This window comes from Arthrobacter sp. AD-310, from assembly GCF_054656615.1.
Genome location: NZ_BAAHNO010000014.1, coordinates 56,709 through 82,876 on the forward strand (window position 1 = coordinate 56,709; position 26,168 = coordinate 82,876).

Annotated in this window: 26 protein-coding genes; 16 read left to right on the forward strand and 10 right to left on the reverse strand. The window is 66.4% G+C overall.

What is annotated here, in order from left to right; translation table 11 throughout:
* Positions 1 to 18 precede the first annotated feature (18 nt).
* From hpaD to ACYQ1Z_RS10150, 5 genes are all read left to right on the forward strand, one after another.
* The gene (hpaD, locus tag ACYQ1Z_RS10130) at positions 19 to 1,122 is read left to right on the forward strand and encodes a 3,4-dihydroxyphenylacetate 2,3-dioxygenase (RefSeq protein ID WP_459792388.1); all 1,104 of its coding nucleotides are present in this window, start codon (positions 19 to 21) and stop codon (positions 1,120 to 1,122) included.
* 3 nt (positions 1,123 to 1,125) lie between these two features.
* On the forward strand, positions 1,126 to 1,911 hold the full coding sequence (gene hpaH, locus ACYQ1Z_RS10135) for a 2-oxo-hept-4-ene-1,7-dioate hydratase (RefSeq protein ID WP_459792389.1): 786 nt from the start codon (positions 1,126 to 1,128) through the stop codon (positions 1,909 to 1,911).
* Entirely contained in the window at positions 1,896 to 2,726 is an 831-nt protein-coding gene (locus tag ACYQ1Z_RS10140) for an HpcH/HpaI aldolase family protein (protein WP_459792390.1), read from the forward strand. The genes hpaH and ACYQ1Z_RS10140 overlap by 16 nt, the downstream gene beginning before the upstream one ends.
* A gap of 107 nt (positions 2,727 to 2,833) precedes the next feature.
* On the forward strand, positions 2,834 to 3,724 hold the full coding sequence (locus ACYQ1Z_RS10145; RefSeq protein ID WP_459792391.1) for an endonuclease/exonuclease/phosphatase family protein: 891 nt from the start codon (positions 2,834 to 2,836) through the stop codon (positions 3,722 to 3,724).
* Between the two features lie 138 nt (positions 3,725 to 3,862).
* Positions 3,863 to 5,275, forward strand: coding sequence for an aldehyde dehydrogenase family protein (locus ACYQ1Z_RS10150; RefSeq protein ID WP_459792392.1), 1,413 nt, complete (start codon positions 3,863 to 3,865; stop codon positions 5,273 to 5,275).
* Positions 5,276 to 5,351: 76 nt separating this feature from the next.
* On the opposite strand, the gene ACYQ1Z_RS10155 is transcribed toward ACYQ1Z_RS10150, so the two are convergent.
* The 7 genes from ACYQ1Z_RS10155 to ACYQ1Z_RS10185 form a co-directional block, all read right to left on the reverse strand.
* A complete protein-coding gene (locus tag ACYQ1Z_RS10155; protein ID WP_459792498.1) occupies positions 5,352 to 5,738 on the reverse strand; it encodes a hypothetical protein in 387 nt (128 codons plus the stop codon).
* A 159-nt stretch (positions 5,739 to 5,897) separates the two neighbouring features.
* Positions 5,898 to 6,323, reverse strand: a complete 426-nt coding sequence (locus tag ACYQ1Z_RS10160; protein ID WP_459792393.1) for a heat shock protein transcriptional repressor HspR — start codon at positions 6,321 to 6,323, stop codon at positions 5,898 to 5,900.
* 15 nt (positions 6,324 to 6,338) lie between these two features.
* Positions 6,339 to 7,310, reverse strand: coding sequence for a DnaJ C-terminal domain-containing protein (locus ACYQ1Z_RS10165; protein WP_459792394.1), 972 nt, complete (start codon positions 7,308 to 7,310; stop codon positions 6,339 to 6,341).
* Positions 7,311 to 7,392: 82 nt separating this feature from the next.
* Positions 7,393 to 8,073 (reverse strand): nucleotide exchange factor GrpE, encoded by a 681-nt coding sequence (locus tag ACYQ1Z_RS10170; protein WP_459792395.1) that lies wholly within the window; start codon positions 8,071 to 8,073, stop codon positions 7,393 to 7,395.
* Positions 8,074 to 8,075: 2 nt separating this feature from the next.
* Complete coding sequence (gene dnaK, locus ACYQ1Z_RS10175) at positions 8,076 to 9,950, reverse strand: molecular chaperone DnaK (RefSeq protein ID WP_459792396.1); 1,875 nt, start codon at positions 9,948 to 9,950, stop codon at positions 8,076 to 8,078.
* A 242-nt stretch (positions 9,951 to 10,192) separates the two neighbouring features.
* Positions 10,193 to 10,423 carry a hypothetical protein gene (locus tag ACYQ1Z_RS10180; protein WP_459792397.1) on the reverse strand — a complete coding sequence of 77 codons (231 nt, stop codon included), beginning with the start codon at positions 10,421 to 10,423 and terminating at the stop codon, positions 10,193 to 10,195.
* 256 nt (positions 10,424 to 10,679) lie between these two features.
* Positions 10,680 to 12,875, reverse strand: a complete 2,196-nt coding sequence (locus tag ACYQ1Z_RS10185; protein WP_459792398.1) for an MMPL family transporter — start codon at positions 12,873 to 12,875, stop codon at positions 10,680 to 10,682.
* A 195-nt stretch (positions 12,876 to 13,070) separates the two neighbouring features.
* Between ACYQ1Z_RS10185 and ACYQ1Z_RS10190 the strand changes: the two genes are divergently transcribed.
* The 8 genes from ACYQ1Z_RS10190 (at position 13,071) to pabB (ending at position 19,816) form a co-directional block, all read left to right on the forward strand.
* A complete protein-coding gene (locus ACYQ1Z_RS10190; protein WP_459792399.1) occupies positions 13,071 to 13,586 on the forward strand; it encodes a MarR family winged helix-turn-helix transcriptional regulator in 516 nt (171 codons plus the stop codon).
* A 41-nt stretch (positions 13,587 to 13,627) separates the two neighbouring features.
* Positions 13,628 to 14,461 (forward strand): methyltransferase domain-containing protein, encoded by an 834-nt coding sequence (locus ACYQ1Z_RS10195; protein WP_459792400.1) that lies wholly within the window; start codon positions 13,628 to 13,630, stop codon positions 14,459 to 14,461.
* A 137-nt stretch (positions 14,462 to 14,598) separates the two neighbouring features.
* Complete coding sequence (locus tag ACYQ1Z_RS10200; RefSeq protein WP_459792401.1) at positions 14,599 to 14,823, forward strand: type II toxin-antitoxin system Phd/YefM family antitoxin; 225 nt, start codon at positions 14,599 to 14,601, stop codon at positions 14,821 to 14,823.
* Complete coding sequence (locus tag ACYQ1Z_RS10205) at positions 14,823 to 15,212, forward strand: type II toxin-antitoxin system VapC family toxin (protein ID WP_459792402.1); 390 nt, start codon at positions 14,823 to 14,825, stop codon at positions 15,210 to 15,212. The genes ACYQ1Z_RS10200 and ACYQ1Z_RS10205 overlap by 1 nt, the downstream gene beginning before the upstream one ends.
* 34 nt (positions 15,213 to 15,246) lie before the next feature.
* Entirely contained in the window at positions 15,247 to 15,870 is a 624-nt protein-coding gene (locus ACYQ1Z_RS10210; protein ID WP_459792403.1) for a LysE family transporter, read from the forward strand.
* 120 nt (positions 15,871 to 15,990) lie between these two features.
* Positions 15,991 to 16,515 (forward strand): low molecular weight protein-tyrosine-phosphatase, encoded by a 525-nt coding sequence (locus ACYQ1Z_RS10215; protein ID WP_459792404.1) that lies wholly within the window; start codon positions 15,991 to 15,993, stop codon positions 16,513 to 16,515.
* A gap of 61 nt (positions 16,516 to 16,576) precedes the next feature.
* Entirely contained in the window at positions 16,577 to 17,659 is a 1,083-nt protein-coding gene (locus ACYQ1Z_RS10220) for a GTP-binding protein (protein ID WP_459792405.1), read from the forward strand.
* A gap of 63 nt (positions 17,660 to 17,722) precedes the next feature.
* Complete coding sequence (gene pabB / locus ACYQ1Z_RS10225) at positions 17,723 to 19,816, forward strand: aminodeoxychorismate synthase component I (protein WP_459792406.1); 2,094 nt, start codon at positions 17,723 to 17,725, stop codon at positions 19,814 to 19,816.
* Positions 19,817 to 19,865: 49 nt separating this feature from the next.
* Here pabB and ACYQ1Z_RS10230 read toward each other — a convergent pair whose 3' ends face one another.
* Entirely contained in the window at positions 19,866 to 20,597 is a 732-nt protein-coding gene (locus ACYQ1Z_RS10230; protein WP_459792407.1) for a polysaccharide deacetylase family protein, read from the reverse strand.
* A gap of 375 nt (positions 20,598 to 20,972) precedes the next feature.
* Here ACYQ1Z_RS10230 and ACYQ1Z_RS10235 point away from each other — a divergent pair, with 375 nt between their 5' ends.
* Complete coding sequence (locus ACYQ1Z_RS10235; protein ID WP_459792408.1) at positions 20,973 to 22,244, forward strand: multidrug effflux MFS transporter; 1,272 nt, start codon at positions 20,973 to 20,975, stop codon at positions 22,242 to 22,244.
* A gap of 6 nt (positions 22,245 to 22,250) precedes the next feature.
* Here the strand turns inward: ACYQ1Z_RS10235 and cls are convergent, their stop codons facing one another.
* Positions 22,251 to 23,690: a cardiolipin synthase gene (gene cls, locus ACYQ1Z_RS10240; protein ID WP_459792499.1), complete on the reverse strand. Its 1,440-nt coding sequence runs from the start codon at positions 23,688 to 23,690 to the stop codon at positions 22,251 to 22,253.
* A 132-nt stretch (positions 23,691 to 23,822) separates the two neighbouring features.
* Here cls and ACYQ1Z_RS10245 point away from each other — a divergent pair, with 132 nt between their 5' ends.
* Complete coding sequence (locus ACYQ1Z_RS10245) at positions 23,823 to 24,749, forward strand: aminodeoxychorismate lyase (protein ID WP_459792409.1); 927 nt, start codon at positions 23,823 to 23,825, stop codon at positions 24,747 to 24,749.
* 76 nt (positions 24,750 to 24,825) lie between these two features.
* Complete coding sequence (locus ACYQ1Z_RS10250; RefSeq protein ID WP_459792410.1) at positions 24,826 to 25,290, forward strand: pyridoxamine 5'-phosphate oxidase family protein; 465 nt, start codon at positions 24,826 to 24,828, stop codon at positions 25,288 to 25,290.
* Positions 25,291 to 25,293: 3 nt separating this feature from the next.
* Here the strand turns inward: ACYQ1Z_RS10250 and ACYQ1Z_RS10255 are convergent, their stop codons facing one another.
* Positions 25,294 to 25,992 (reverse strand): TetR/AcrR family transcriptional regulator C-terminal domain-containing protein, encoded by a 699-nt coding sequence (locus ACYQ1Z_RS10255; protein ID WP_459792411.1) that lies wholly within the window; start codon positions 25,990 to 25,992, stop codon positions 25,294 to 25,296.
* Positions 25,993 to 26,168 lie beyond the last annotated feature (176 nt).

Consider the following 26,168-nt stretch of genomic DNA (forward strand, 5'->3'; position numbering starts at 1 on the left):
CAAAGAAGAGAGAACACCATGAGCAACCCCTTCACCGGCCCAATCCCCACCCCCACCGTCCCGGCTCCGGACATCGTCCGCTGCGCCTACATGGAAATCGTGGTCACCGACCTCGCCAAATCGCGTGAGTTCTACGTGGACCTCCTGGGCCTGCACGTCACCGAAGAAGACGAGAACGCGATCTACCTGCGGTCCCTGGAGGAGTTCATCCACCACAACCTGGTGCTCCGCAAGGGACCCGTCGCCGCCGTCGCCGCGTTCGCCTACCGGGTGAAGTCCCCTGCCGAGGTGGACGCCGCCGAGGCTTACTACCGCGAGTTGGGGTGCCGGGTGGAGCGGCGCAAGGAAGGCTTCACCAAGGGCGTGGGCGACTCGGTCCGGGTCGAGGACCCGCTGGGCTTCCCGTACGAGTTCTTCTACGAGGTGGAGCACGTGGAGCGCCTCACCCAGCGCTACGACCTCTACTCCGCCGGCGAACTGGTCCGCCTGGACCACTTCAACCAGGTCACCCCGGACGTGCCCCGCGGCCGCAAGTACCTCGAGGGCCTCGGCTTCCGCGTCTCCGAGGACATCAAGGACTCCGACGGCGTCACGTACGCCGCGTGGATGCACCGCAAGCAGACCGTGCACGACACCGCATTGACCGGCGGCGACGGCCCGCGCATGCACCACGTCGCGTTCGCCACGCACGAGAAGCACAACATCATCCAGATCTGCGACAAGATGGGCGCGCTGCGGATCAGCGACCGAATTGAGCGCGGCCCCGGCCGGCACGGCGTGTCCAACGCGTTCTACCTCTACATCCTGGACCCGGACGGCCACCGCATCGAGATCTACACCCAGGACTACTACACCGGGGATCCCGACAACCCCACCATCACCTGGGATGTCCACGACAACCAGCGCCGCGACTGGTGGGGCAACCCCGTGGTCCCGTCCTGGTACACCGAGGCCTCCCTGGTCCTGGACCTCGACGGCAACCCCCAGCCGGTCATCGAACGCACCGACGCCTCCGAAATGGCAGTGACGGTGGGCGCCGACGGCTTCTCCTACACGCGCAAGCCCGGCGAGGGCCCGGATGTGGCGGACCGCACCGGCTTCAAGCTGGGAGCACAGGTCTGACCCATGCTGGAGCCGACGACGATTGAGGCCATCGCGGACGAACTGGTGGAAGCCGGCCGCACCCGCACCCCTGTTCCACTGCTGACGGCCCGGTATCCGGGCATGACGGTGGAGGACTCCTACGCGGTCCAGCAGCTCTGGCGGCGCCGCAACGAGGAAGCGGGCCGGACCCTGGTGGGGCGCAAGATCGGCCTCACGTCCAAGGCCATGCAGGCCGCCACCGGCATCACCGAACCGGACTACGGCGCCATCTTCGACGACATGGTGCTGGACACCGGCTGCTCCGTCGAGTGGGACCGGTACACGCATCCGCGCGTGGAGGTGGAGCTCGCGTTCGTGTTGAAGGACGGGCTCAAGGGTCCCGGCGTGACCATCTTCGACGTCCTGAAGGCCACCGACTACGTGGTTCCGGCCCTCGAAATCCTGGACTCCAGGATTGAGATGGAGGGCCGGACCATCGTGGACACCATCTCCGATAACGCCGCGATGGGAGCCATGGTGATCGGCGGAAACCCGGTCAAGCCCGACGCCGTGGACCTGCGCTGGGTCTCGGCCATCCTCTACAAGAACCAGACCGTGGAGGAAACCGGTGTGGCCGCCGGGGTCCTGGACCACCCGGCCAACGGGGTCCACTGGCTGGCCAACAAGATCGCCGCCCACGGCGACGCCCTGAAGGCCGGGGACATCATCCTCGCCGGCTCCTTCACCCGGCCCATGTGGGTCTACAAGGGCGACACCGTCCACGCCGACTACGGCCCCCTGGGGAGCGTGACATGCCGCTTCGAATAACGGACACCTTCCGGGACGCCCTCGCTGCGCAAAAGGGCGGGGCAGGCCGGCCGCTGGCCGGCATGTGGGTCTGCTCCGGCAGTCCCCTGATCGCCGAACTGTGCGCCGGATCCGGCCTGGACTGGCTGCTGGTGGACGCCGAACACAGCCCCAACGGGCTCGAGTCCATCCTGGCCCAGCTCCAGGCCATCTACGGCTACCCCGTACACACCCTGGTCCGGCCGCCGGTCAACGACACCGTGGTCATCAAGCAGTACCTGGACCTGGGCGTGCAGAACCTGCTCATCCCCATGGTCAACTCCGTCGCCGAGGCCGAAGCCGCGGTGGCAGCGACCCGGTATCCGCCGCAGGGCGTCCGCGGCGTGGGTTCCGCTTTGGCGAGGGCGGCGCGGTGGAACCGGGTCCCGGACTACCTGGCGCGCGCCAACGAGACCATCAGCGTCACCGTCCAGATCGAATCCACCGCCGCCGTGGAAGCCGTAGAGGACATCTTGAAAGTCGACGGCGTGGACGCCGTCTTCGTCGGGCCCTCCGACCTCGCCGCCTCGATGGGCCTGCTCGGCCAGCAGGACCACCCCGAGGTGCGCGCCGCCGTCGAACACTGCCTCGCAGCTGCCAAGGCGGCCGGGAGACCCGCGGGGGTCAACGCCTTCAACCCCGACACCGCCCGCCACTACCTCGACCACGGCGCCAACTTCATCCTGGTCGGCGCCGACGTCGCCCTCCTCGCGAGGGGCTCCGAAGCCCTCGCCGCCCAATACGTCCCCAAAGGCGACATCAAGCCAACCGACGGCGGCACCTCCGCCAGCTACTAACCCCAACTGACTCGCAGTTGTTGTCGTTCTGACGCCTGAAAACGACAACAACTGCCAGTCAGTTGCGCCTCAGAATGGTGAGAGGGCGGGCGCCCACGCCGGCTCTGATGTCGCCACCCCCCCTCGAGCGCTGGCGCAGCCTGAAGACCCGGGGGCAGGATGGGGTGATGGCCGCCAACCTGGACATTCCTCCCTCGTTCTACGGGGAACTGATCACGAGCACCACCCGTGTTGTGACCTGGAACGTCTGGGGCCGGTACGGGCCGTGGCAGGAACGCGAAGAAGCCATCGTGGCCACCCTGAAGCAGGCCGGCCCGGACATCGTCGTGCTCGCCGAGTCGTGGGCCCGGGACAATGACAGCCAGTGCGCCCGGCTTGCCAGGCCGCTCGGTCTCCCCCACCACGCCTTCAACGGCGTCCCGGCCCAGGAGGACGAGTCTGCGCTCTCGGGCGTCGGGGTGATGTCCCGCTGGCCCATCTCATCCTCGGCCAGCCTGGCCTTCGGCAGCCTCCGCGTCCAGTTTGCCAGGGTCGACGGTCCGCGTGGGCCACTCCAGGTCTACGGCGTGGTCATGGATGCCTGGTGGCTCGACGAAAGCCAAGCAAGGCAGGACGCGGTCCGGGGCCTCTTGCAGCATCTGCACAAATCCCAGGATGACCGAACCCCCATGATTGTCTGCGGCGACTTCAACGCGGACCCGGACAGTGACGAGATGCGCCTGATGACCGGCCGGGCCGCGGCACCGGTCCAAGGGTTGTCCTTCTACGACGCGTGGGACTTCGCCGCAGTGGGCGGCCGCGGCAGTACGTGGTCCAACGCAAATCCCTGGGCCACACAGCTGCTGTGGCCGGACCGGCGGATCGACTACATCTTCAGCGCCGCCCCACGCCGCGGCGGGGCCGGCCATCCGGTGGCGGCCGCACTGATTGCGACCGAACCGGTGCAGGGCACCTACCCGTCGGACCACTTCGGGGTCCAGGCCGATCTCCGCTACTGACACGCTGCGCACCCGTTCGCTCCGCGTCAAGGGTCCTGCGCTCAACGACAAGAGACCAGGCCAACGCTCCCACCACACTAAGAGGAACCCGCTATGCCGCCCGGCTGGCGTCGCTGCCTACTCGAAGTGGAGTATCCCGTGGAAACCTATGACGCGCTGTTGGCTTCAATCTCGGCCGCCCCCGGCCAGGACAGCCGGACCATCTTCAACCCGGCAACAGGCGAAGCGGTGGGAGAGGCCCCGGTCCACACCCTCGAATACCTGGAGGAGGCCGTGGCCGATGCCGTCGCCACCCAGCCCGCCTGGGCTGCGCTGGGCCACGACGCCCGGTCCGCCGCGCTCCTGAAAGCAGCCGACGCCGTCGAACGCTCCGCCGAGGAGCTCGCCCAACTGCTCTCCCGCGAGCAGGGCAAACCGCTTAACGGCCCCAACGCCCGCTTCGAAGTGGGCGCCTGCGCCGCCTGGCTGCGCAACACCGCAACCACCGTCCTCGAACCCGAAACCATCGTGGACGACGGGGAAACCCGCGCCGAACTGCACTACAAGCCGATCGGCGTCGTCGCTGCCATCGGCCCGTGGAACTGGCCCATGATGATCGCCGTCTGGCAGATCGCGCCTGCCCTGCGGATGGGCAACACCGTGGTGGTCAAGCCCTCCGGCAACACCCCGCTGTCCGTCCTCGCCCTGGTCAAGGTCCTCAATGAGGAACTCCCCGAGGGCGTCCTCTCGGTGGTTTCCTGCGGCCGCGAAGTGGGCGCCCGACTCACGGAGCATCCCGCCATCGGCAAGGTCATGTTCACCGGCTCCACCGCCGCCGGCCGCGCCATCATCAAGTCCTCCGCGGATACGGTCAAGCGCCTCACCCTGGAACTCGGTGGCAACGATGCCGGCATCGTCCTGCCCGACGCCGACCCGAAGGCCATCGCCGGGGACCTCTTCTGGGGTGCCTTCCTCAACACCGGCCAGACCTGCGCCGCGCTGAAGCGCCTCTACGTGCACGACGACATCTATGACGCCGTCTGCGAGGAGCTCACCGCCGTCGCCAGGGCCATGCCGATGGGCAACGGCCTGGACGAAAACAACGTCCTGGGCCCGCTGCAGAACAAGGCCCAGTACGACGTCGTCGCGAACCTTGTGGAGGCAGCTAAGGCTTCCGGAGCACGCGTCCTCGTGGGTGGGAACCCGGATCCCGGACAGCCCGGCTACTTCTACCCCACCACCCTGGTGGCAGACATCGACAACGACAACCCGCTCGTCGCCGAAGAGCAGTTCGGCCCCGCACTGCCGATCATCCGCTACAGCACGGTTGATGAGGCCGTGGAGAAAGCCAACGCGCTCGACGTCGGACTTGGCGCCTCCGTCTGGTCCTCCGACCGCGAGGCGGCCCGGGAGGTCGCCGCCCGGATCCAGGCAGGCACCGTTTGGATCAACCGCCACGGCGCTGTGGACCCGCGGATACCATTTGGCGGCGCCAAGCAGTCCGGCTACGGTTTGGAATTTGGCGTCGAAGGCCTCAAGCACCTCGGGGTGCCGCAGGTCATCAACGGCTGAGTCTGTCCACGGCGGAAGTGGATACGGGAGCCTGGCACGCCGCGCGGCAGTGCCGGGCTCCCGTTGCTGTCCGGGGTTACCCCATGGCGGGAGCGGCGGAGGTCCGGCCGGCCAGCTGCCGCCGGGCCCAGCGGGCAAGCTTCTTGCCCTTGCCTTTCCACCAGTTGTCCTCGTCCTTGTCGTGGTGCAGCCTGAAGATGATCGCCACCAGCACGAACATCCCCATCACCACGTCCACCCAGGACGCCAGCACCAGCGCGATAAGGACAGTGACACCATTGGCGATGATGGACGGGACGGCCAGGGTCCGGAAGACGGTGCTGGCCACCCATCGGCGGTGAGACCGTGGAACGGACAATGCCCGCACCATGTCGAAGCAGACGCACACCACCACAATGGTCTGCCCGAGCGCGAGCATCAGCTGTCCGGGCACCGATCCGCTGAACGCGGCCACCACCTGCATTCCCGGGCTCATGGCCGGGCCTTACCGAAACCACACATGGAAAACCCCCAGAAACTTCGAACCACTGCTGATCCAGCGGTGGTTCCATTGAAGTTTCCGGGGGCTACAGGAACACGAGTAGTCAGTACTCTATTTTTTACCGGCCCGGAAGAGCAGTACTTATTGCCCGATCGCCCTCGGCCGCCACAGGACAACAGCCTGCGACCTTGGCCGGGGGCGCTGGCCACGCGCCAGGCTCACCACGTCACCGGCCGCGCCCGCGGCGAAAATGCGGGAGTCGAACGGCTGCGGGCGGCGCCCAAGTTCTTCGGTGAGTTCGGCAACGCGCATCTGCAGGGCTGCCACCTGGTTTTCGAGTTCCAGGATCCGTTTGATCCCCTCCAGGGACACGCCTTCCTGGGACAGCCGCTGCACCTCTCGCAGCATGTTGACGTCCCGCTGCGAGTACCGGCGCGACTTCCCCGGCGCCCGGCTGGGCTTGACGATGCCCAGCCGGTCATACTGCCGAAGCGTCTGCGGGTGCATGTCCGCGAGTTCAGCAGCCACGGAAATCACGAAGATGGGCTGGTCGGCGTTGATGTCCACGGCACACCTCCCCTGCTAAAGCCGGGCCTTGGCGGCAAGGCCCTCCCGGACGTCGGCGCCCGAGGTCGCCTCGGCGAAGGCCTTGACGGCGGCCTCGGCTTCCTTGCTCAGGTTTTTGGGAACGGCGACGTCGATGGTCACCAGCAGGTCGCCGGTCGCCTTCGAGGTCTTCACGCCTTTGCCCTTGACCCGCAGGGTCCGGCCCGACGGCGTCCCGGCCGGAACGCGGACCCGCACCTTTTCGCCGTCGATGGTAGGCACCTCGATGTCGGCACCCAAAGCAGCCTCCGGGAAGGTGACCGGCACGTGGATGCGGAGGTTGTCGCCGTCGCGCGTGTAGAACGGGTGCGGCTGGACAGAGACGCTGACCACCAGGTCGCCGTTGCCGGCCGGGCCGGGCTGACCCTTGCCGCGGACCCGCACCTTCTGGCCGTCCTTGATGCCGGCGGGAACGCGGACGTCGATGACGTCGCCGCTCGCCTCCCGCAGGCCAATCGTGGTGCCCCGGATCGCGCCTGCGAAGGAGATGCTGGTGCTCGCGGTTCGGTCGGCGCCCTTCTGCGGTGCGCGCTGGAAGCCGGTCTGGCCGAAGCCGCCGCCGAAGAGGTCGGCGAACTCGGGCGGGATACCGCCCGAGGACGGGTTGAATCCGCCCGCGTGACGGCCGGTGTTGCCCGTGAAGAGGCCGCCGAAGAGGTCCTCGAATCCGCCGTTGCCGGCACCGGCGCTGCCGGGAGCAAACCGGGCGCCGCCGCCCATCGCCCGGATGGCGTCGTACTGCTGGCGCTCATCGGGATCCGAGAGCACCGAGTAGGCCTCGGAAATGTCCTTGAACTTCTTCTCGGAAGCAGTGTTCCCCGGATTCTTGTCAGGGTGGTGCTCGCGGGCCAGCTTCCGGTAAGCCTTCTTGATATCGGCGTCGGAAGCGTCCTTGGCAACACCAAGGATCTTGTAAAAGTCCTTGTCCACCCAATCCTGGCTAGCCAATGGCGTTTCCTTTCAAAAGTTATGGGTCGGTGGTTGAGCCCGTCGAAACCACGCTTCGGCAGGCTCAACCACCGGGGTAATGCTACGCAGGAACGGCGACGATGACCTGGGCTGCGCGGAGGACGCGTTCTCCTGACTTGTAGCCGGAGCGGAGCACCTGGCTGACGGTGTCAACCTCGATGTCCTCGCCGGGCTGCTGGATCAGGGCCTCGTGGATGGTCGGGTCGAACTCCACGCCGGTCTCGTCGATGCGGGTCAGGCCGTAGGTCTTCAGCGCGTTCTCCAGCTTGGTGGCGATCGCGGCGAAGGGACCGTCGGCGAGGTCGCCGTGCTGCCGCGCGGCGTCGACGTCGTCCAGCACCGGAAGCAGGGCGTTCAGGACGCCGATGACGGCCATTTCCCCTGCCACGGCGCGGTCGCGTTCGACGCGCTTGCGGTAGTTGACGTACTCGGCCTGCAGGCGGAGGAGGTCGTTCTTCAGCTCGGCTGCCTCAGCGCTGGATGTACCCTGGGCCACGGATTCCGCCGCGGGCACTTCCATGCCGTTGAGGATTTCCTCGGCCTGGGCCAGTGCGTCGCCGTCCGAGTCCGTTGCCCCGGCGCCGGCGGCTGTGTTGCCGCCTTCAGAGTGCCCGCCCTCCGGGTGCCGGGCCTGCCCGGTCACCGGGTCAACCTTGCGGTTGTCCCGGATGACCGGCTCGCCGTTCTGACCGCGCTCCTGTCCGGTGGAAGTGTGCTCTTCCTCGTTACCGTGGTGCGGCATGGCTACTTCTTCGCTTCGTCTTCGTCGATGATTTCGGCGTCGACGATGTCTTCATCCGAAGAACCCGCCTGGCCGCCGGCCGGGGCGCCTTCGGCACCTGCAGCACCGGTGGCGCCGTCCGGCGACCCTGCCTGCGAGTAGATGGCCTCGCCCAGCTTGGTCTGGGAAGCCTGCAGCTTCTCGAAGGCGGACTTCACCGCAGCGTCGTCGGTACCTTCGAGGGCCTTCTTGAGATCGTCGACGTCGGTCTGGACCTCGGTCTTGACCTCTTCAGGCAGCTTGTCGGCGTTGTCGGCGATGAGCTTGTCCACGGAGTAGGCGAGCTGCTCTGCGGAGTTGCGGGTGTCGGTTGCCTCGCGGCGGGCCTTGTCCTCGGCTGCGTGCTCCTCGGCGTCACGGACCATGCGGTCGATGTCTTCCTTGGACAGTGCGGTGCCGCCGGTGATGGTCATGGACTGTTCCTTGCCGGTGCCCTTGTCCTTGGCGGAGACGTGGACGATGCCGTTGGCGTCGATGTCGAAGGTGACCTCGATCTGCGGGATGCCGCGCGGCGCCGGGGCGATGCCGGTCAGTTCGAACGTGCCCAGCGGCTTGTTGTCGCGGGTGAACTCACGCTCGCCCTGGAAGACCTGGATGGCCACGGACGGCTGGTTGTCGTCTGCGGTGGTGAAGGTCTCGGACCGCTTGGTGGGGATAGCCGTGTTGCGCTCGATCAGGTGCGTCATGACGCCACCCTTGGTTTCGATGCCGAGGGACAGCGGGGTGACGTCGATCAGGAGGACGTCCTTGCGCTCACCCTTCAGCACACCGGCCTGCAGGGCTGCACCAACGGCCACAACCTCGTCCGGGTTCACACCCTTGTTCGGCTCCTTGCCGCCGGCCAGTTCCTTGACCAGCTCGGAGACGGCGGGCATACGGGTGGAACCACCGACCAGCACGATGTGGTTGATGTCGGAGAGCTTGATGCCGGCTTCCTTGATGACGTCGTGGAACGGCTTCTTGGTGCGCTCGAGCAGGTCCTTGGTGAGGTCCTGGAACTTGGCGCGGGTCAGCTGCTCGTCCAGGTGGACCGGGCCGTCGGGGGTGACGGACAGGTACTGGAGGGAGACATTGGTGCTGGTGGAGGAGGAGAGTTCCTTCTTGGCCTGCTCGGCAGCTTCGCGGAGGCGCTGCAGGGCGATCTTGTCCTTGGACAGGTCGATGCCCTTGACCTTGAGCTGGTTCAGCAGGTAGTCAACGACGCGCTGGTCCCAGTCGTCGCCGCCGAGGCGGTTGTCACCGGCGGTGGCGCGCACCTGGATGGTGGAGAAGTTGTCTTCGTCCTTGCCGACTTCCAGCAGGGAGACGTCGAAGGTACCGCCACCGAGGTCGAAGACCAGGATGAGTTCGTCTTCCTTGCCCTTGTCCAGGCCGTAGGCGAGTGCTGCGGCGGTGGGCTCGTTGACGATGCGCAGGACGTTCAGGCCGGCGATTTCGCCGGCTTCCTTGGTGGCCTGGCGCTCGGCGTCGTTGAAGTAGGCCGGGACGGTGATGACCGCGTCGGTGACCTTTTCACCCAGGTAGGACTCGGCGTCGTTCTTCAGCTTCATGAGGATACGCGCGGAGATTTCCTGCGGGGTGTACTTCTTGCCGTCGATGTCCACCTTCCAGTCGGTGCCCATGTGGCGCTTGACGGACGCGATGGTGCGCTCGATGTTGTTGACGGCCTGGCGCTTGGCGATCTCGCCAACCAGGACCTCGCCGGACTTGGAGAACGCAACAACCGACGGCGTGGTGCGGCCACCCTCGGCGTTGGCAATAACGGTGGGCTCGCCACCTTCGAGAACGGAGACGACGGAGTTGGTGGTTCCGAGGTCGATACCTACTGCACGTGACATGTGTTGCTTCCTTCTTTCCTTGGAAACTGGTTGGCGCCCGCTAATTGAGCGTTCTGCACTCAACTTTACTCAGGGCGTTCACGATGTCAATCCAAAGTTGAGTCGAGTGCGCTCAACTTATTCTTCCTATCCGCTGAAGTTGGCTGCAATGGCGCGGTTTTTGGGCACAAAGAAGCCCGACGGCGGTTCTCCGTTTCGCTCCTGGAGAACCGGCCGCCGGGCTGCTTCGACGGTGCGGAGGCTTAGCGTTCGGCGTCAGGGTCGCCATGCAGGGGGCCTCGTTCCTCGGCCGTGGTGTTGACCTGGCCGTCCGTCAGCCGCTCCCGAATGCCGTCTTCCGCGGTTTCGCCTGCCGACTCGACGGAGCCGTCGCCATAGTCACTGTCCCCGTACTGGCCGCCTTCGCCCTCCAGGCCGGGGGCACTGCCAGCCGCCCGGGCTTCCTCGCCGGGGATTTCCGGGTTCTCAGTCATAAGGCATCTCTCCCTTGAGTTCCGCGTCCATCCGGACGCACTGGCAGTTTACCCAGCGGGGTTTTGCGCGAACAGGGGACAGGCCTTGCGTCACGGAGAGCCCGCTTTTAGCCCTGACGGATCGGCTCAGGCCCGGAAACATGGGGCTTCGTCGCCCTTCGTCGGCCAAAAGGGTGCCCTCACGGCCCCGAACAGTGCACTCCAGATACGACCCCGCGGGCAATAAGCTCCTCGGTGGCCGCAGCAGGGCTGAACTTCAGCGGCTGGAGACTTCCTCCAAGGGCTCGACGCCGGGCCGCCGCGCCGCGCTCCCGCCGCTCGCGCGGCCCAGCCTACTGGGCCACCAGATCCCGGGTCCGATGTCGTAGGCCAGGGCGGGCACCAGCAGCGAGCGCACCAGCACCGTGTCCAGCAGCACGCCGAAGGCCACGATGAAGGCCAACTGCACCAAGAACATGATGGGGATGACGCCCAGCGCCGCGAACGTTGCCGCCAGGACCACCCCGGCGGAGGTGATCACCCCGCCGGTCACGACCAGGCCGCGGAGGATACCGGGCTTTGTGCCGTGCTTGAGCGACTCCTCGCGGACGCGGCTCATCAGGAAGATGTTGTAGTCCACGCCCAGGGCCACCAGGAAGACGAAGCCGAAGAGGGGGACGGTGGCGTCTGCCCCCGGGAAACCCAGGACTTCGTTGAAGACGAGGGCCGAGACACCCATGGCGGCGCCGTACGAAAGCACCACGGAGAGCACCAGCAGGACCGGAGCCACCACGGAGCGCAGGAGCAGCATGAGGATGAACAGGATCACCACCAGGACCACGGGGATGATAATCACCAGGTCGCGCTGGGCGGTGGTGTTGGTATCCAGGGCGGTCGCGGTCACGCCGCCCACCAGCGCGGTGGCGTCCACTGCCTTGACGTCCGCGCGCAGTGCCTTCACTGATTCCTCGGCCTCCAGCGAGTCCGCGGCCGAGTCCAGCGTGGCGTTGATGAGGACCTTGCCTTCGCGGACGTCAGGTGCGCCGGGAGCCCCGGGCGCTCCGGTGATGGGCACGCCGCCCTCGGCCAGCAGGTAGGCATCGCCGACTCCGTCGGCCGCCTTCACCGCGTCCAGCACCTCCTGCGCCTTGCCTTCGTCCGCAACCACGACGGCGGGGCTGCCGCTGCCGGCGTCGTAATGGCGGGCGAGTGCGTCCTGCCCGTCCACGGCGTTGGAGTCCGTCAGGATGACGTCCGTCTGCGGGACGCCGTTGGCCTTCAGCTCCAGGAGGCCGGCCGACGCTGCGACGAGCAGCAGGACCGACGCAACCCAGATTGTCCGGGGCCTCCGCCGGACCAGGGAACCGGTGGCCCGCCAGAGCCCCTTCTGGCCTTCCAGTCCGGTGACGAGCCCGGGTTCGAGTTCTTCGGCGGGCAGCAGTTTGGGCCGGAATGGCCAGAACGCCGCGCGCCCCAGGAGGCCCATCAGGGCGGGCAGCAGGGTCAGTGCCGCGAACAGCGCACAGAGGATACCGGCAGCAGCCACGGGCCCCAGCGCCTTGTTGGAGTTGAGGTCCGAGAAGAGCAGGCACAGCAGGGCGATGATCACGGTGGCACCGGAGGCCAGGATCGGTTCGAAGGAGGCCTTCCATGCAGTCAGCACAGCGGCGGTCCGGTTGCCGGTGTGCGTCAGCGCTTCACGGAAACGTGCCACGTAGAGCAATGCGTAGTCCGTGGCAGCGCCGATCACCAGGATGGAGAGGATGCCCTGGCTTTGCCCGTTCAGCTGGATCCAGCCGGCCTTGGCCATGCCGAAGACCAGCAGGATGGCGGCGCACAGCGCGAAGACCGAGGTCAGGAGCACCATGAAGGGCAGGAGCAAGGACCGGTAAACGATCAGCAGGATGACAAAGACGGCCGACAGCGCCACCAGCAGGAGGATCCCGTCGATACCGCCGAACGCCGCGGTGAGGTCCGCGGCGAGCCCGGCGGGTCCCGTGACGAACGTCTGCATCCCGTCCGGCGCCGCCTCCGCCACCGTGTCCCGCAGTTCCTGGACGGCTTCCTTCAGCTCGACGGACTCACTGATGGGGGCCACGAACTGCACCGCCCTGCCGTCCTCCGACGGGATGGGGCCGATCACGGCGCTGCCCAGTTTTAGCGCCTCCAGTTCAGTCCGGAGACCGGCGAACTCCCCCAGCTGGGCAGGGGTGATGGCCTCGCCGCTTTCGATGACGATGATGCCTGGCACCTCATCGGAGTCACGGAACTTCGACTGCCAGTCCTGGGCTTCAGTGGCCTCGGCGCTTGCCGGCAGGAACGAGGCTTGATCGTTGGACGAAACCTCCTCCAGCCTGCCGAACGTGGGTCCGCCCACGCCCGCGAGCGCCAGCCACGTCAGTACCAGGACAACCGGAACCAACCAGCGCAGCCAGAAAGGGGAGCGATGCTTGCCTTGGGTTGTGTGTTTCATGATGCCTTCCTGGCGGTGCGGGACGTGAACGTTGATTCCAGAGTAGACTATCTCCATCATGGAGATAAGAGTCGGTCAAGCTTTTTTCGGGCTGATTCGGAAACCCCAACCGGGAAGGACTCGCGGGCTGAAGTAATATCCCTCAGTACGGCCGGGCGTTTCCGGCACATCCCGAACGCAAGTGAGGAGGCGGCAATGGCAGGCACTGAGTCGTCCCCGCCCGCTTCTTCAGTGACGGCGGGGCATGCCGGCAACACCGGGCCGCATCCGCTGGTGCGGCTCCTGCAGGAGTTCACCCTGGAGGCCAACCGCTATGTGGACACGGCCGGCGGACGCAAGGACATGCACCGGACGGACTTGAACGCCCTGGCCGTCATCATGCGGCACACCGCGAAGGGAAACATCGTCACCCCCGGGCTCCTTCGCAAGGAACTGCACCTGAGTTCACCGGCCACAACTGCGCTGATCGACCGGCTGGACAGTTCCGGGCACGTGGTCCGCGAGCGCACCGGTTCCGACCGCCGGCAGGTCCAGCTGAAGATGACCCCCAAAGCCTTCGAGGAGGGCGGCGCCATCTTTGCCCCCCTCTCGCAACGGATGGGGGCCGCGATGGCTGGCTTCACAGCTGAGGAGCTCGAAACCGCGTCCCGGTTCATGACGGCCATGGTGGAAGCCACGGTCGCGGCCCGGGAAGAATCCTCCGCAGGCTAGGCCGCCCCCGGTGGCCGGTTGGGGGTAGCGTTTGGTTATGAGTGCGCAGCAGCCTGAAGAAGACGTCTATACGCACGGCCATCACGTATACGCACGGCCATCACGAATCGGTGGTCCGCGCCCATGCCGCCAGGACCGCCGAAAATTCGGCCGCGTTCGTCCTGCCGCACCTCACCCCGGGTTCCGACGTGCTCGACGTCGGCTGCGGACCGGGCACCATCACCTGCGACTTCGCCGCGCTGGTCAGCCCCGGAACGGTCACCGGCCTGGACCGCTCGCCGGACATCATCGCGCAAGCCAAGGAACTCGCCGTCGAGCGCAAAGTGCCCAACGTCGAGTTCGTTGCCGGCAACATCTATGACCTGGAGTTCAGGGACGGGACGTTCGACGTCGTCCACGCGCACCAGGTGCTCCAGCATCTGACCGACCCCGTCGAGGCCCTCCGTGAGATGCGGCGCGTGGCCAAGCCCGGCGGCATTGTTGCCGTGCGCGACGCCGATTTCCACGGAATGAGCTGGTACCCCGCCATCCCCGAACTGGATGAATGGATGGAGCTGTACCAGCGCATCGCGCGGCGCAATGGCGCCGAGCCCGACGCCGGGCGGCGGCTGGTCAGCTGGGCCCAGTCCGCGGGCTTCACGGATGTCGCGCCCAGCAGCAGCAATTGGCTCTATGCGACGGGCCAGCAGCGCCGGTGGCAGGCCAGGGTATGGGGCGAACGGGTACTGCACTCTGCCTTCGCAGAGCAGGCCTTGGAGTACGGCTTCGCCAACCCGGCGGACCTGGCGCGGATCTCTGCCGGCTGGCACCGCTGGGGCTCCACCGACGACGGCTGGTTCCTGATTCCCAACGGTGAGGTCATCGCCCGGGCCTAGGGTTTTCCACATGCGATTTCACTTGCGTGCCGCTGGAGCGGCTCCGGGCTTAGCCTCGGGAGATGACGTACTACGGCGACAACGAGTATTGGGCGGAACCTTTTTGCGCCGAGGTTGACCAACTAGACTTGGTCAACATGGGACAGTACAACGTCCAGGATGCAAAAACCCGCCTGTCTGAGCTGTTGAACCTCGTGGAACGCGGCGAGGACGTGATTATCGCCAAAGCCGGAAGACCAGTAGCCCGCCTCGTCAAAATCGAGCGTCCCACCCGGCGCGAACTGGGCTTCCTGGCGCCCCTCCACATCCCGGACGACTTCTACGAACCGTGGACAGACGAGGAAATGGGTGTTGTCGACTGATGCAGCTTCTACTCGACACCCATGCCTTCCTTTGGGCGATTGCCGAGCCAAAGAGGCTTTCCACCAAAGCCCGGAATGCAATCACCAAGCTGGACAACCAGGTCTTTGTGTCAGCGGCATCCGCCTACGAGCTGTCGTACAAGCATCAGCAGGGGAAGCTGCCGGCCGGAGCTGCCCTTGTCGCCGGCTTCGGACGGCAGCTCGCCCACCTCTACGCGTCCGAGCTTGCGGTCGGCGCGTCCCACGCGCTCGCGGCAGGACAACTTGACTGGTCCCACAAAGATCCTTTCGACCGGCTGCTGGCAGCGCAGGCCATGGTAGAGGGTTTCACGCTCGTAACGGCCGACGAGAACCTGCAGGCCTTCGAACCCGCACCCACGTTGTGGTGACAGGTGGCCTGCGCCCGCCCCGTAGGATTGACAGGTGCAATTTTCCCTTTGGCTGGCCCTGGCCGGCGCCGGCGCCCTGATCAGCTTCACGCCCGGAGCCGGAGCCATCAATACGATGAGCAACTCGCTCAACGCGGGCTTCCGCCGGTCCATCTGGGGCATCCTGGGACAGCAGGCGGCACTGGTGGTCCATGTGGTGATCGTGGCACTTGGCGTCGGCGTACTGGTCGCGAGCTCGCCCGTCGCCTTCAACGTGATCCGCTACTCCGGCGCCGCCTACCTGATCTACCTGGGCATCCGGCAGTTCCTCAGCAAACCAACCGTCGAAGAGGAGCAGACCGCGGCACTGCGGGATGAACCCGCGTGGTCGATCTTCCGGCGGGGATTCTGGGTGAACCTGCTGAACCCCAAGGCCATTGTGTTCTTCCTGGCGTTTACCCCCCAGTTCATCAGGCCGGACCAGCCCCTCGTCACGCAGTATGCGGTGCTGACCGCAACGATCGTCGCCATCGACATCCTCGTGATGTGGTTCTTCTTCGCCGCCGCAGCCCGGTCCTTCCAGAGGTTTACCCGGACACCCCGCGGCCAGATGGTCCTGAGCAAGGTCTTTGGCGTGCTTTTCGTGGCTGTCGGGATCCTGCTTGCCCTCATGCATTAGGCACCGCCCCAACCTTGACTAGTACCCTTCCGGCACTATGTCATGCATCTTTACAAAACAGTCAATTTTTATGAAACGGGCGCTAGCCAAGAGGCGCATTTAGCGCGCATGCTTACCTTTATGAACTCAGCGTCGAGCCCATACCGCGTCATCGCCGTCTGCACCGGCAACATCTGCCGCTCCCCCATGGCGGAGCTCATGCTGAAGGCCGCGTTGGAGCGCGAGGGGCTCGGCAGCATGGTGGCCGTGGACTCTGCCGGAACCACCGGCTACGAGGCAGGGCGGTCCATCGACCCGAGGGCGGCACGGCGGCTGGCAACAGCGCAGCTCGCTTCAGAACTGCATATCGCCCGGGAATGGGTCCCGGACTGGTTCCGCGAGCGGGACCTGATCCTGGCGCTGGACATCGATCATCACGCCTGGCTCAGCCAGGCGGCCCCGGACCAGGAGTCCCGGAACAAGATACGGATGCTGCGCAGCTTCGACCCCGCCATGGTTGGCCAGGACCTCCTCGACCAGGGCATCGAGGACCCGTGGTACGGCGGGCACGCGGACTTCGACGCAGTCTGGCACCAGATCCACGCGGCACTGCCGGGGCTGGTGGACCACATCAAGGCCTCCGTCCTGGCGGATGCACGCCTGTAAAGGCAAGCCACCTAGCACCCTGCCTTGCAAATGAGAATGATTCTCAACTAGCCTCATTCGCATGAACCTTATCGTCGTCAGTTCCCTTGATGCCCTCTGCCGCCAGCAGGCCTGCGAGGCCCTGGCAGCAGCCCGTCCCGGCAGCACGGTGGTCCTCCATGACCTGCTCGAAAACGGGCTCGTCATTCGCAGGATCTTCAACGGTGAAGGCACTGTCGAACGCGGCGAAGCCACGCTTGAGCACGGCTGCCTCAGCTGTGCCGTCCGGCTTGATCTGGTCCCGGCGGTAGGGCGGCTGCTGGAAAAGGGCCACGGCTCGATCATCATCGGCCTGCCGCCCGCGGTGCCCGCAGCTGCTGCTGTCTCCGCACTCAACCATGGACTCAGCCGCCAGGTTTCGGTCTCGTCTGCTGTCCTTGCCTGCGCGCCGGACGCACTGGAAGACCACATCTGGGATTCCCATACCCTGTTCGAGTCGGGATTCACCCCGGTTGCAGACGACCAGCGGACACCGGGGGAATTCCTGCTGGGCGAACTGGCGTTTGCGGACACTGTCCTCCTGGCCGAGCCGGACATCGTGCCGGCCGATCCGGTGGGACGCAGCCGCGGCCTGCACCTGCTGCGGGAACTGGCCCCGCATGCGGACATCGCCCCATCCGCCGCGGCAGTCCGGCCAGGACTGCACCGCTTTCCGGAAGCAGTTGCCCGGACAGCACCCGGAACCGTCCATGCACGCACCTCCGCACGCAACGGCACGTCACCGTTCACCACGGTACTGAAGCACGTCGAACGCCCCCTCCACCCCGGCCGCTTCCGCCAGGTCCTCGGTACGCTCGCCGCCGGGTGCTGTGTCCTGCGCGGCCACCTGTGGGTGGCCTCGGCCCCCGAATGCCGGATCGCCATCCAAGGCATCGGCCCCCGGGTCTGGCTCGAAAACCTGGGCAGCTGGACCGGCGGGCAGGCCGGCACGGGACCTGCCGAACTGGCGCAGCCGCTGACGGCTGCCACCGTCATCTGGGCCACCGGCGAGGACCTGGATCCTGCGGAGTTCGAGCACCTGCTGCGCGGGTGCGAGCTCACTGATGAGGAACTGGCTGCAGGCGGCGACCTGCCAGACCCCTTCGGACTCACAGCGGCGAGCTAGCCCCGCCCCACAAGAAGAACCCGCGGATGAAAGCCCGGCAGGGATAACGGTACGCTCTACTCCATGAGCCCAGCCCCCGTCATCATCGCCATCGACGGGCGCTCGGGCGCAGGGAAGACCACCCTCGCCGTCGAACTCGCTGCCCGGCTGCGCGCGCACCACAAGGTTTCCCTGTTCCACCTGGAGGACATATACCCGGGCTGGAACGGCCTGGCGGCGGGTGTCGAGCGCTACGTTTCCACCGTCCTCACCCCGCTGAGCCGTGGTGAGGCGGCGGCGTGGACCAGCTGGGACTGGGAGAACCATTACGACGGCGGCCCCCGGGTCACGCTGCCGGCGGAGATCGTCATCGTGGAGGGTGTGGGCGCCGCCGCGGCGGAGGCGCGCCGCCTGCTCAGTGCGGTCATCTGGGCCGAGTCCCCCCGCGAGGTCCGCAGGACCAGGGCGCTGGACCGTGACGGCGACACCTACGAACCCTACTGGGACCAGTGGGCCGCGCAGGAAGAGGAATGGCTCGCGGGCGACGACGTCCCGCGGCACGCCGACCTCCAGGTGCACAACCGCGCGGACGGGTCGGCCGTTGTTGACCTGTTGCGCCTCCTCCCCTATGTCCCGGCGCTTGCCCCGGTCCTGGCCCCCGAACTCTCGGCCCGGCGCGGCCTGCGGCTCCGCGCCGAACAGCTTGGGGTGCGGCCGGACGCCGCGGCCCTGTTCCAGTCCCTCTACGCCGGCTCGCCCAACGCCGTCTGGCTGGACTCCTCCAACGCAGGAGCCTTTGCCGCGCCTTCCTTCCAGCGGGATCCCGCGGCGGACGCCACCGCCCGCACCGCGGCGGAGCGAAGCCGCTTCAGCATCATGGCGGACGATTCCGGTACGTTCGGCCAGTCTGTTGCCCACTGGTCGGGGACGAGCCTGATCAGTGCAGGCTCGGTAACTGCCACGGTGAACGGCCCCTTCTTCCGCTGGCTGAACAGCGTGTGGGGCCGCCGCGCCGTCCGCGCCCCTGAAGGCTACGACTGCCAGTTCACGCTTGGCTGGCTGGGATGCCTCGGGTACGAACTCAAGCGCGAGACGGGCGGGGCGGACCTGCCCGCACCCACTCCGGACGCCGCCCTGATCTTCGCAGGCCGTGCGGTGGTCCTTGACCACCACACGGGCGCCGTTTGGCTCCTTGCCCTCGACGCACCGGACGCGGAGGAGTGGCTGAACAGCGCCCGCGCCGCCGTGGAAGCCGCCGCGGTCCCTTCCAAGGACAAACCGGCAACAGACGGCGGCAGCACCGGCGTCGTCCTCCCGCCCATTTTCCGGAGCCGTGACACGGGAGCGGACTACCGAAAGAAAATCGCCGCCTCGCAGCACGAGATCGCCGAGGGCAACACTTACGAGGTCTGCCTGACCACGACCCTCGAGGCCCGGATCCCCAGCACTTCGCTGGATCCCTGGGGCGCCTACCTTGCGCTGCGACAGCGGAACCCGGCTCCCTTTGCCAGTTTTCTCCGGCTCGGCGGCGTGACCGTTGCGAGCACCTCGCCGGAGCGGTTCCTGAAAATAACGTCCGACGGCGGCATGCGCGCCGAACCGATCAAGGGAACCCGCCGCCGGGCAGCCGATCCCAGGGAGGACGCACGGCTAAGGACCGACCTCGCGACGTCGCTCAAGGACCGGGCGGAAAACATCATGATTGTGGACCTGCTGCGGAATGACCTCAGCCATTTCGCGGTCCCCGGCTCAGTCACCGTGAGCCGGCTGTGCGCCATTGAAAGCTATGCCACCGTGCACCAGATGGTGAGCACGATTGACGCGCACCTGCTGCCGGGCTCGTCCCGGGCCGAGGCTGTGGCAGCCTGCTTCCCGGCCGGGTCCATGACTGGTGCACCCAAGATCAGCACGATGGCGATCCTGGACCGGCTGGAGGCCGGTCCCCGCGGTATTTACTCGGGCGCCATCGGGTACTTCTCTCTGAATGGGGCAACCGACCTCGCCGTCGCCATCCGGACCCTGGTGATCAACGACAGGGGTGACGGGACCTCGGAACTGGCCCTTGGCATCGGCGGCGCCATCACGGCTGATTCGGTGCCGGACGAAGAATACGAGGAAATCCGCACCAAGGCCTTTGGCGTCCTCTCAGCCCTGGGCGCAGAGTTTCCGGAAGACTGAGGAACCGCGCCGGGCGGCCGGTGACCCGATACCGCCCGGCATGGAAATCTCAACCCCGCCGGGCAGGCCTGTCGAACTTCCACCCTTCGGACTTGAGCTCCGGGATGACCTGGTCAACCGCCTCGACAGTCTGGAGCCGGTCACCGCCGCCGTCATGCAGGAGCACCACCGCGCCCGGCCGGATGCCCTCCCGGATCCGCCGAACCAGTTCCGCGGTTCCCGGGGGTTCCCAGTCGGTGACGGTGAGCTGCCAGCCAAGCGGCTGCAGCCCAAGTTCGGCGGCTACCTGTGGCGTTTGCCCCCAACTGCCGTAGGGGGCACGGAAGTAGTCGATTTTCGCATCCGGTACGGCCTGGCGGATGACGGCGCTGGTTTCCAGGAGGTCCGCCTTGATGGCGTCAGCAGTCCAGGTGCCCATGTTGTCGTGATGCATGGTGTGGTTGCACAGCAAATGGCCCGCTGCGGCGATCTGCCGCACGATGTCCGGGTGCTGTTTCACGTGGTCGCCCCACAGGCAGAACGTCGCCTTGACATGGTGCTTCTCCAGGACAGCCAGGAGTTTGGGTGTGTTCACCGGGTCCGGTCCGTCATCGAACGTGAGGCTGACGTACTGGCCGTCATGCCTGGTGCTGTCGACGATTGCAGGAGTTGCGGAGTCTGCCCGGGCGGACGGAGCAGACGCCAGGCCTGACGGGACGGAGGCGCCCAGGGCGAGAACTGCCGCCGCGAGAGGAGCCGCTGCCTTGCGCAGGGCGGGTGCACGGTGGATTGGGAGCTTCATTGCTTTCCTTTCAGCAATCGGTCCCGCGGACCGCCTCCTTGACGCATGAAACGGTAAGGAGGCGGTATGCGGGCCCCGAGAAATTTCCGGTAACTTCCGGAAGCAGCAGCGTAAATTTGCGGCCACGACGGCGTCAAGAGTCCTGGCAGGGTAATCCGGCGGATGCCGGGCGGGGAAGGGCACCGCGGATTCTGAACGCCGTCACGTCTTGACGCTACTGCGAGGATCTTTCTAATCTACAACGATAGCTTCCGGAATGTTCCGAAATATTTTGTCCACCAGCAGCGGCCATCCGCCCCAATACCCCTACTCTTCAGACCGCTCCGCCGCGGCAGCTGCGGTCTTGGAATCCGCCCGACCAGTTAGGCTTCCCGCGTGACGGACACCGCACCTTCCCCCGGTAATGGCGCCCGGCCATCCAGGTCCTTCAAATACGTCCTGATGCTGGGCGCACTGGCGGCGCTGCCGGCCGTCACCACAGACATGTACCTGCCTTCGCTCCCGGACGTTGCTGACGACCTGGGGACCAGCCAGGCGGCAGCCCAGCTCACGCTGTCCGGGACCCTGCTTGGGGGCGGGGTTGGCCAATTGGTCATTGGGCCGTTCTCGGACCGGTTCGGCCGGCGGCTGCCGCTGGTCATCGGGATCTCACTGCACGTCGTGATCTCGCTGCTGTGCTCCGTCACGCCAAATATCGAGGCGCTCACCGGGCTGCGGGTGCTGCAGGGCTTCTTCAACGCCGCTGCTGCAGTGGTTGCCATCGCCGTCATCCGTGACCGTTTTGTGGGTTCCGCGGCCGCCCGGCTGCTGTCCCGCCTGATGCTGGTGATCGGCGTCGCCCCGCTCTTCGCCCCGACCATTGGCCAGGCCATTGCGGGAGCATGGCATTGGCGCGCCGTGTTCTATGCGCTGGCGCTCATTGGCCTGGTCCTGGTAGCGATCGTCTGGAGGTTCATGCCCGAGACCCTGCCCGTGGAGAAGCGCAGTCCCGGCCGCCCGCGGCACGTGGCCGGGACGTATTGGGCGCTCCTGCAGGACCGGCACTTCATGGCTCTGGCCGTCATTCCCGGACTGGGGCTCGCCCTGATCATGAGCTACGTGGTCGGGTCCCCTTTTGTCTTCCAGGATGAGTACGGCTTCACCGAGCAACAGTTTGCCCTTGCCTTCGCGCTGAATGGTGCAGCGCTGGTCCTTTCGGCACAGGTCAATGCGGCGCTCGTCCGGAAGTTCCCGCCGGTCCGCCTGCTGCGCATTGCCGTCCTCGTCCAATTGGCCCTTGCCCTGCTGCTGGCAGCGGTGGCCTCCGGAGCAGGCGGCGTGTTCGGATTGATGGCCGGACTCTGGCTCGTCCTGGCGGCACAGGGAATGATCCCGGCCAACGCCTCAGTGCTCGCACTGCACAACTACGGGCATGTGGCGGGGACCGCCGCGGCGGTCATCGGAGCCCTGCAGTCCGGCGTGGCCGGCCTCGTGAGCCCCCTGGTCGGATTGTTGGGGGGAGATGCCATTGCCATGGTGAGCGTGATGATCGGCAGCTGCATCGTGACCGTTGCGGTGCTCGCCGCCGGAACTCCCGCCTATCGGAAGCGCGGCTGGCATGAACAAGCCGTTTACGACGACGGGGATCCGATACCTGCCGGGGACTAGCGGAGGCTACTGCACGGTTGCGGTCAGCCGGGCCACATTGTCCACGTAGCGGGCTGCAAGGGGCCGTTTGAGCCAATCCGCCAGCCGCAGCTCATGGGAAATGTCCCGGTACGTGTCCTCCACGGCGCGCATCTTGGTGACGATGTCCGCTCCCAGCAGCATCACCGACACCTCCAGGTTCAGCGAAAAGGACCGCATGTCCATATTGCTGGAGCCCAGGACCGCCACCTCATCGTCAATCGTGAAGTGCTTGGCGTGCAGCACGAACGGGGCCTTGTAGAGGTAGATCCGGACGCCGGCCCGGAGCAGGGCCTCATAGTAGGACTGCTGTGCGTGGTGGACCAGGAACTGGTCGCCCTTTTCGGAGACGAACAGTTCCACATCAACGCCCCGCTGCGCGGCGGTGGTGATGGCATACAGCAGGGAATCGTCGGGCACGAAGTAGGGGCTGCAGATGGAAATGCGGTGCTGGGCCGAGTAAATCAGCGTGTTGAACAGGCGAAGGTTGTTCTCGGTGATGAAGCCCGGACCGCTGGGCACCACCTGCGCCGTGACGTGCCCCGGGTGGGGATCCGACGGCAGCTGCAGCTGGTGTTCCAGGGACTCGTCGGTTTCACTGAGCCAGTCCGTGGCGAAAACGACATTCAGGGTGGTGACGATCGGCCCGCGCAGGCACGCCATCAGTTCCACCCATTCGCGGCCCGCCTTGCGGTGCCGCGGGTTGTTGTACGAGGGCTCGATCAGGTTCTGGGACCCCGTGAAAGCAATCTCGCCGTCCACCACCATGATCTTGCGGTGGTTCCGGAGGTCGGGCCGGCGCCACTGGCCATGGATGGGCATCAGCGGAAGCATCCGCTTCCACTGGATCTTGCCGGCTTTGAGGCGCTTCAGGAGATTGCCATAGCCTTTGACCCGCAAAGTGCCGATGTGGTCGAAAAGCACCCGCACTTCCACCCCGCGTGCGGCCGCTTCCTCCAGGGCAGTCAGAAGGTCGTCCGTGACGTGGTCCGTACTCATGATGTAGAACTCGGCGTTAACGAACTTCTTCGCTTTCCGCACGGCCTCCGTCATTGCCAGGATGGAGTCCGGATAGCCCGGAATAAGGTCCACCGAGTTGCCGTCCACCATGGGCAGTGACCCCAGCCTGCGGTTCAGCTCCGCGGCGGAGGTGACCCATTCGGGCCCAGGGTAGTGGCTTTCGGCGTCAGCGAGCGAGGAGATGCCTGCCCGCACCCTGTCATTCACCAGCTGCTGCTGCTCCCGGCGCCGGGTGGACAGCTTGAAGTTGCCGAACAGCAGGAACAGGACGATTCCCACGAACGGCACGAAGAAGATACCCAGCAGCCATGCCATGGCCGTGGTGGGGCGGCGGTTTCCCGGAATGATCCCCACAGCGAGCACCCGGATTACGAGGTCGGCGACGCCCAGAAGCACAACAACCCACATCGGCGCGGAGCCGGCAAGCGAAAAGGGCCACAACACGGAAAACCTACCCCCGGAACATCGGCTCCCGGCGGCGGTTTCCGGCCGGGGCACTCCGCCCAGCTTATCCGCGCGGCGCCCCACTAAGCTGGAGCCATGACCTCACCTGCCTCCGTGGTTCTCGTATTCCTTGATCCTGCCTTCCCCAATGGCCGGGTGGCCGACCCCACCCGGCCACAGCTGATGGTCACGGACCAGGGAGCCACCAGGGGCGACGGAGTGTTCGAGACCATGCTGGCCGTGGGCGGCCACGTCCGGAAGATGCAGGCCCATCTGGACCGGCTGGGCGGTTCGGCCGACGCGCTGGACCTGGTTATCCCCGGCCAGGACGAGTGGCGGCGGGCCATCTCCACAGCCCTCACGGAGCACCGCAGCAAGCATGTCCCCGCCACCGCTGATGACGAACTGGTGGTAAAGCTCGTGGTGACCCGCGGGGTGGAGGGCGCGGGCGCACCCACGGCCTGGGTGCAGGTTGCTCCCGCAGGTGCGCTGGGCCGGCGGCAGCGGGAAACAGGCATCGACGTCATCCTCCTTGACCGCGGATACGACAGTGATGCCGCCGAGCGGGCCCCCTGGCTTCTCCTTGGCGCCAAGACCCTCTCCTACGCAGTCAACATGGCGGCGCTGCGCCATGCGCACAAACAGGGCGCGGACGACGTCATCTTCTTCTCTTCCGATGGTCGGGTCCTGGAGGGCCCCACGTCCACGGTGCTGCTGGCTAATGTGGACAAGTCCGACGACGGCACGCCGGTCAAGCGCCTCGTCACGCCGCAGCTGGACAGCGGCATCCTTGCCGGCACGTCGCAAGGCGCCCTGTTCAAGGCCGCCAAGGCCGCGGGCTGGCAACTCGGCTACGGGCCATTGGTGCCGCAGGACCTGCTTGACGCAGACGCCGTCTGGCTGATCTCCAGCGTGCGCCTGCTGGCGCCGGTGAACCGGATTGACGGTAAGGAGATCGGCACCCCTTCCCTGCAGAAGGAGCTGACCGCCGAACTCGCTGAACTGTTCGCCGGCATCCAATAAGCCGCCGGACGCGGGAGCCCCCGCGCACGGCGCGTGGCAGGTGTCCCCCGGGCGGCCGCCGTCGTAAGGTGTGGTCATGGACCCGCGCACGCAGCCAGCCGACAACCTGACCTTCGATGAGTGCTGGGAGCTCCTGGAAAACGACACCCTGGGGCGTCTTGCCCTGGTGGTGGACGGCCACCCGGAGATCTTCCCGATCAACTACGTGGTGTACCGCCGCAGCATCGCGTTCCGCACGTCCGGTGTGACAAAACTATGGGGCGCGGCGCAGGAACGCCCCGCCGCACTGGAAATCGACGGCTACGACCCGCATACCGAGGAAGCCTGGAGCGTCGTGCTGCGCGGTGACACGGGCATCATCGAGGACCAGGCAGAAATCGATGCAGTGGACAACCTGGGGCTGGAGCCGTGGCATCCGGGCGACAAGGCCCACTACATCCGGATCACGCCGCGTGCCCTGACCGGCCGCCGCTTCAAGGTCCGGCGGCCCGACATTTGGAACACACGCGTGCAGGACCCCCGGCGCGCGTCGTTCGAGTAGCCCCTACCCATCCTGCCGGGAAAGCTGGGCTTCGAGGCCGGAGAGCAAAATGTCCAGCCCCTGGTCAAGTTCCGCGGCCCCGTCGTACACGGCAAGGTCCGGCGCCAGTGCACGAAGCCGGGGAAATTCCCTCGCCGGCAGGCGGTGTAGTCCGAGCCGCAGCAGGGCCTCGTTCTCTTCCGGATCCACCACGAATTCCTGTAGTTCGTTGAGGATGTGGCCGTACAGGAACCCGTAGTAGGCCCGGTAGACGTGCAGCGCGTCGGCTGGCACAAACCCTGCGCCGATCAGCAGCGAAAGGATCTGCTCAAGCGGCCGCAGTGTCCCCAGCGGCCGCAGCCCGAGTGGCGTGGACAGGGGCCTGGTCACCAGCAGCGGGACCACATTGGGATGCAGCAAGGCCAGCTGACGCAAATTGTGCGCGATATGCCGGAGCTGCGCCTTCCAGTCCGGGTCTGCCGGCTGGATGGAAAGCTCGTTGAGGACCAGCTCGGCGACCCCGTCAAGGAGGGCGGCCCGGTTCTCCGCGTAACGGTAGAGGCTCATGGGGTCCCGGTTGAGTTCCTGGCCCAGCCGCCGCATTGTCAGCGCGTCCAGGCCTTCGGCGTCGACCAGTTCCAGTGCCTTGGTCAGCACCAGTTCGCGACTGAGCCTGCCCCTGCGCGCATCAGTTCGGCTGCCAGGCGTGTCTGGGGAGGCCATCGGTTCCGTTCCGTACGAAGCGGCAGCGTTCGGGCTGTTAATCCAGACGCTTGCCTGACGTGTAGTCTACGCGTAAAGTCTACAGTGTAGATAAGGATAAGCGCCGCTTGGGGTCCCGGTTTTTTCTGAAAGGGCCCAGTCACACTCCATTGCCCCCGTGCAAGGCATTGAGGTCC

Excerpts from the sequence above, each read along its gene's own strand:
- hpaD (WP_459792388.1), top strand. The coding sequence starts at position 19 with ATGAGCAACCCCTTCACCGGCCCAATCCCCACCCCCACCGTCCCGGCT.
- hpaH (WP_459792389.1), top strand. The coding sequence starts at position 1,126 with ATGCTGGAGCCGACGACGATTGAGGCCATCGCGGACGAACTGGTGGAA.
- ACYQ1Z_RS10140 (WP_459792390.1), top strand. The coding sequence starts at position 1,896 with ATGCCGCTTCGAATAACGGACACCTTCCGGGACGCCCTCGCTGCGCAA.
- ACYQ1Z_RS10145 (WP_459792391.1), top strand. The coding sequence starts at position 2,834 with ATGTCGCCACCCCCCCTCGAGCGCTGGCGCAGCCTGAAGACCCGGGGG.
- ACYQ1Z_RS10155 (WP_459792498.1), bottom strand. The coding sequence starts at position 5,738 with ATGCAGGTGGTGGCCGCGTTCAGCGGATCGGTGCCCGGACAGCTGATG.
- ACYQ1Z_RS10170 (WP_459792395.1), bottom strand. The coding sequence starts at position 8,073 with ATGCCGCACCACGGTAACGAGGAAGAGCACACTTCCACCGGACAGGAG.
- dnaK (WP_459792396.1), bottom strand. The coding sequence starts at position 9,950 with ATGTCACGTGCAGTAGGTATCGACCTCGGAACCACCAACTCCGTCGTC.
- ACYQ1Z_RS10180 (WP_459792397.1), bottom strand. The coding sequence starts at position 10,423 with ATGACTGAGAACCCGGAAATCCCCGGCGAGGAAGCCCGGGCGGCTGGC.
- ACYQ1Z_RS10185 (WP_459792398.1), bottom strand. The coding sequence starts at position 12,875 with ATGAAACACACAACCCAAGGCAAGCATCGCTCCCCTTTCTGGCTGCGC.
- ACYQ1Z_RS10190 (WP_459792399.1), top strand. The coding sequence starts at position 13,071 with ATGGCAGGCACTGAGTCGTCCCCGCCCGCTTCTTCAGTGACGGCGGGG.
- ACYQ1Z_RS10200 (WP_459792401.1), top strand. The coding sequence starts at position 14,599 with ATGGGACAGTACAACGTCCAGGATGCAAAAACCCGCCTGTCTGAGCTG.
- ACYQ1Z_RS10205 (WP_459792402.1), top strand. The coding sequence starts at position 14,823 with ATGCAGCTTCTACTCGACACCCATGCCTTCCTTTGGGCGATTGCCGAG.
- ACYQ1Z_RS10215 (WP_459792404.1), top strand. The coding sequence starts at position 15,991 with ATGAACTCAGCGTCGAGCCCATACCGCGTCATCGCCGTCTGCACCGGC.
- ACYQ1Z_RS10220 (WP_459792405.1), top strand. The coding sequence starts at position 16,577 with ATGAACCTTATCGTCGTCAGTTCCCTTGATGCCCTCTGCCGCCAGCAG.
- pabB (WP_459792406.1), top strand. The coding sequence starts at position 17,723 with ATGAGCCCAGCCCCCGTCATCATCGCCATCGACGGGCGCTCGGGCGCA.
- ACYQ1Z_RS10230 (WP_459792407.1), bottom strand. The coding sequence starts at position 20,597 with ATGAAGCTCCCAATCCACCGTGCACCCGCCCTGCGCAAGGCAGCGGCT.
- cls (WP_459792499.1), bottom strand. The coding sequence starts at position 23,690 with ATGTGGGTTGTTGTGCTTCTGGGCGTCGCCGACCTCGTAATCCGGGTG.
- ACYQ1Z_RS10245 (WP_459792409.1), top strand. The coding sequence starts at position 23,823 with ATGACCTCACCTGCCTCCGTGGTTCTCGTATTCCTTGATCCTGCCTTC.
- ACYQ1Z_RS10250 (WP_459792410.1), top strand. The coding sequence starts at position 24,826 with ATGGACCCGCGCACGCAGCCAGCCGACAACCTGACCTTCGATGAGTGC.
- ACYQ1Z_RS10255 (WP_459792411.1), bottom strand. The coding sequence starts at position 25,992 with ATGGCCTCCCCAGACACGCCTGGCAGCCGAACTGATGCGCGCAGGGGC.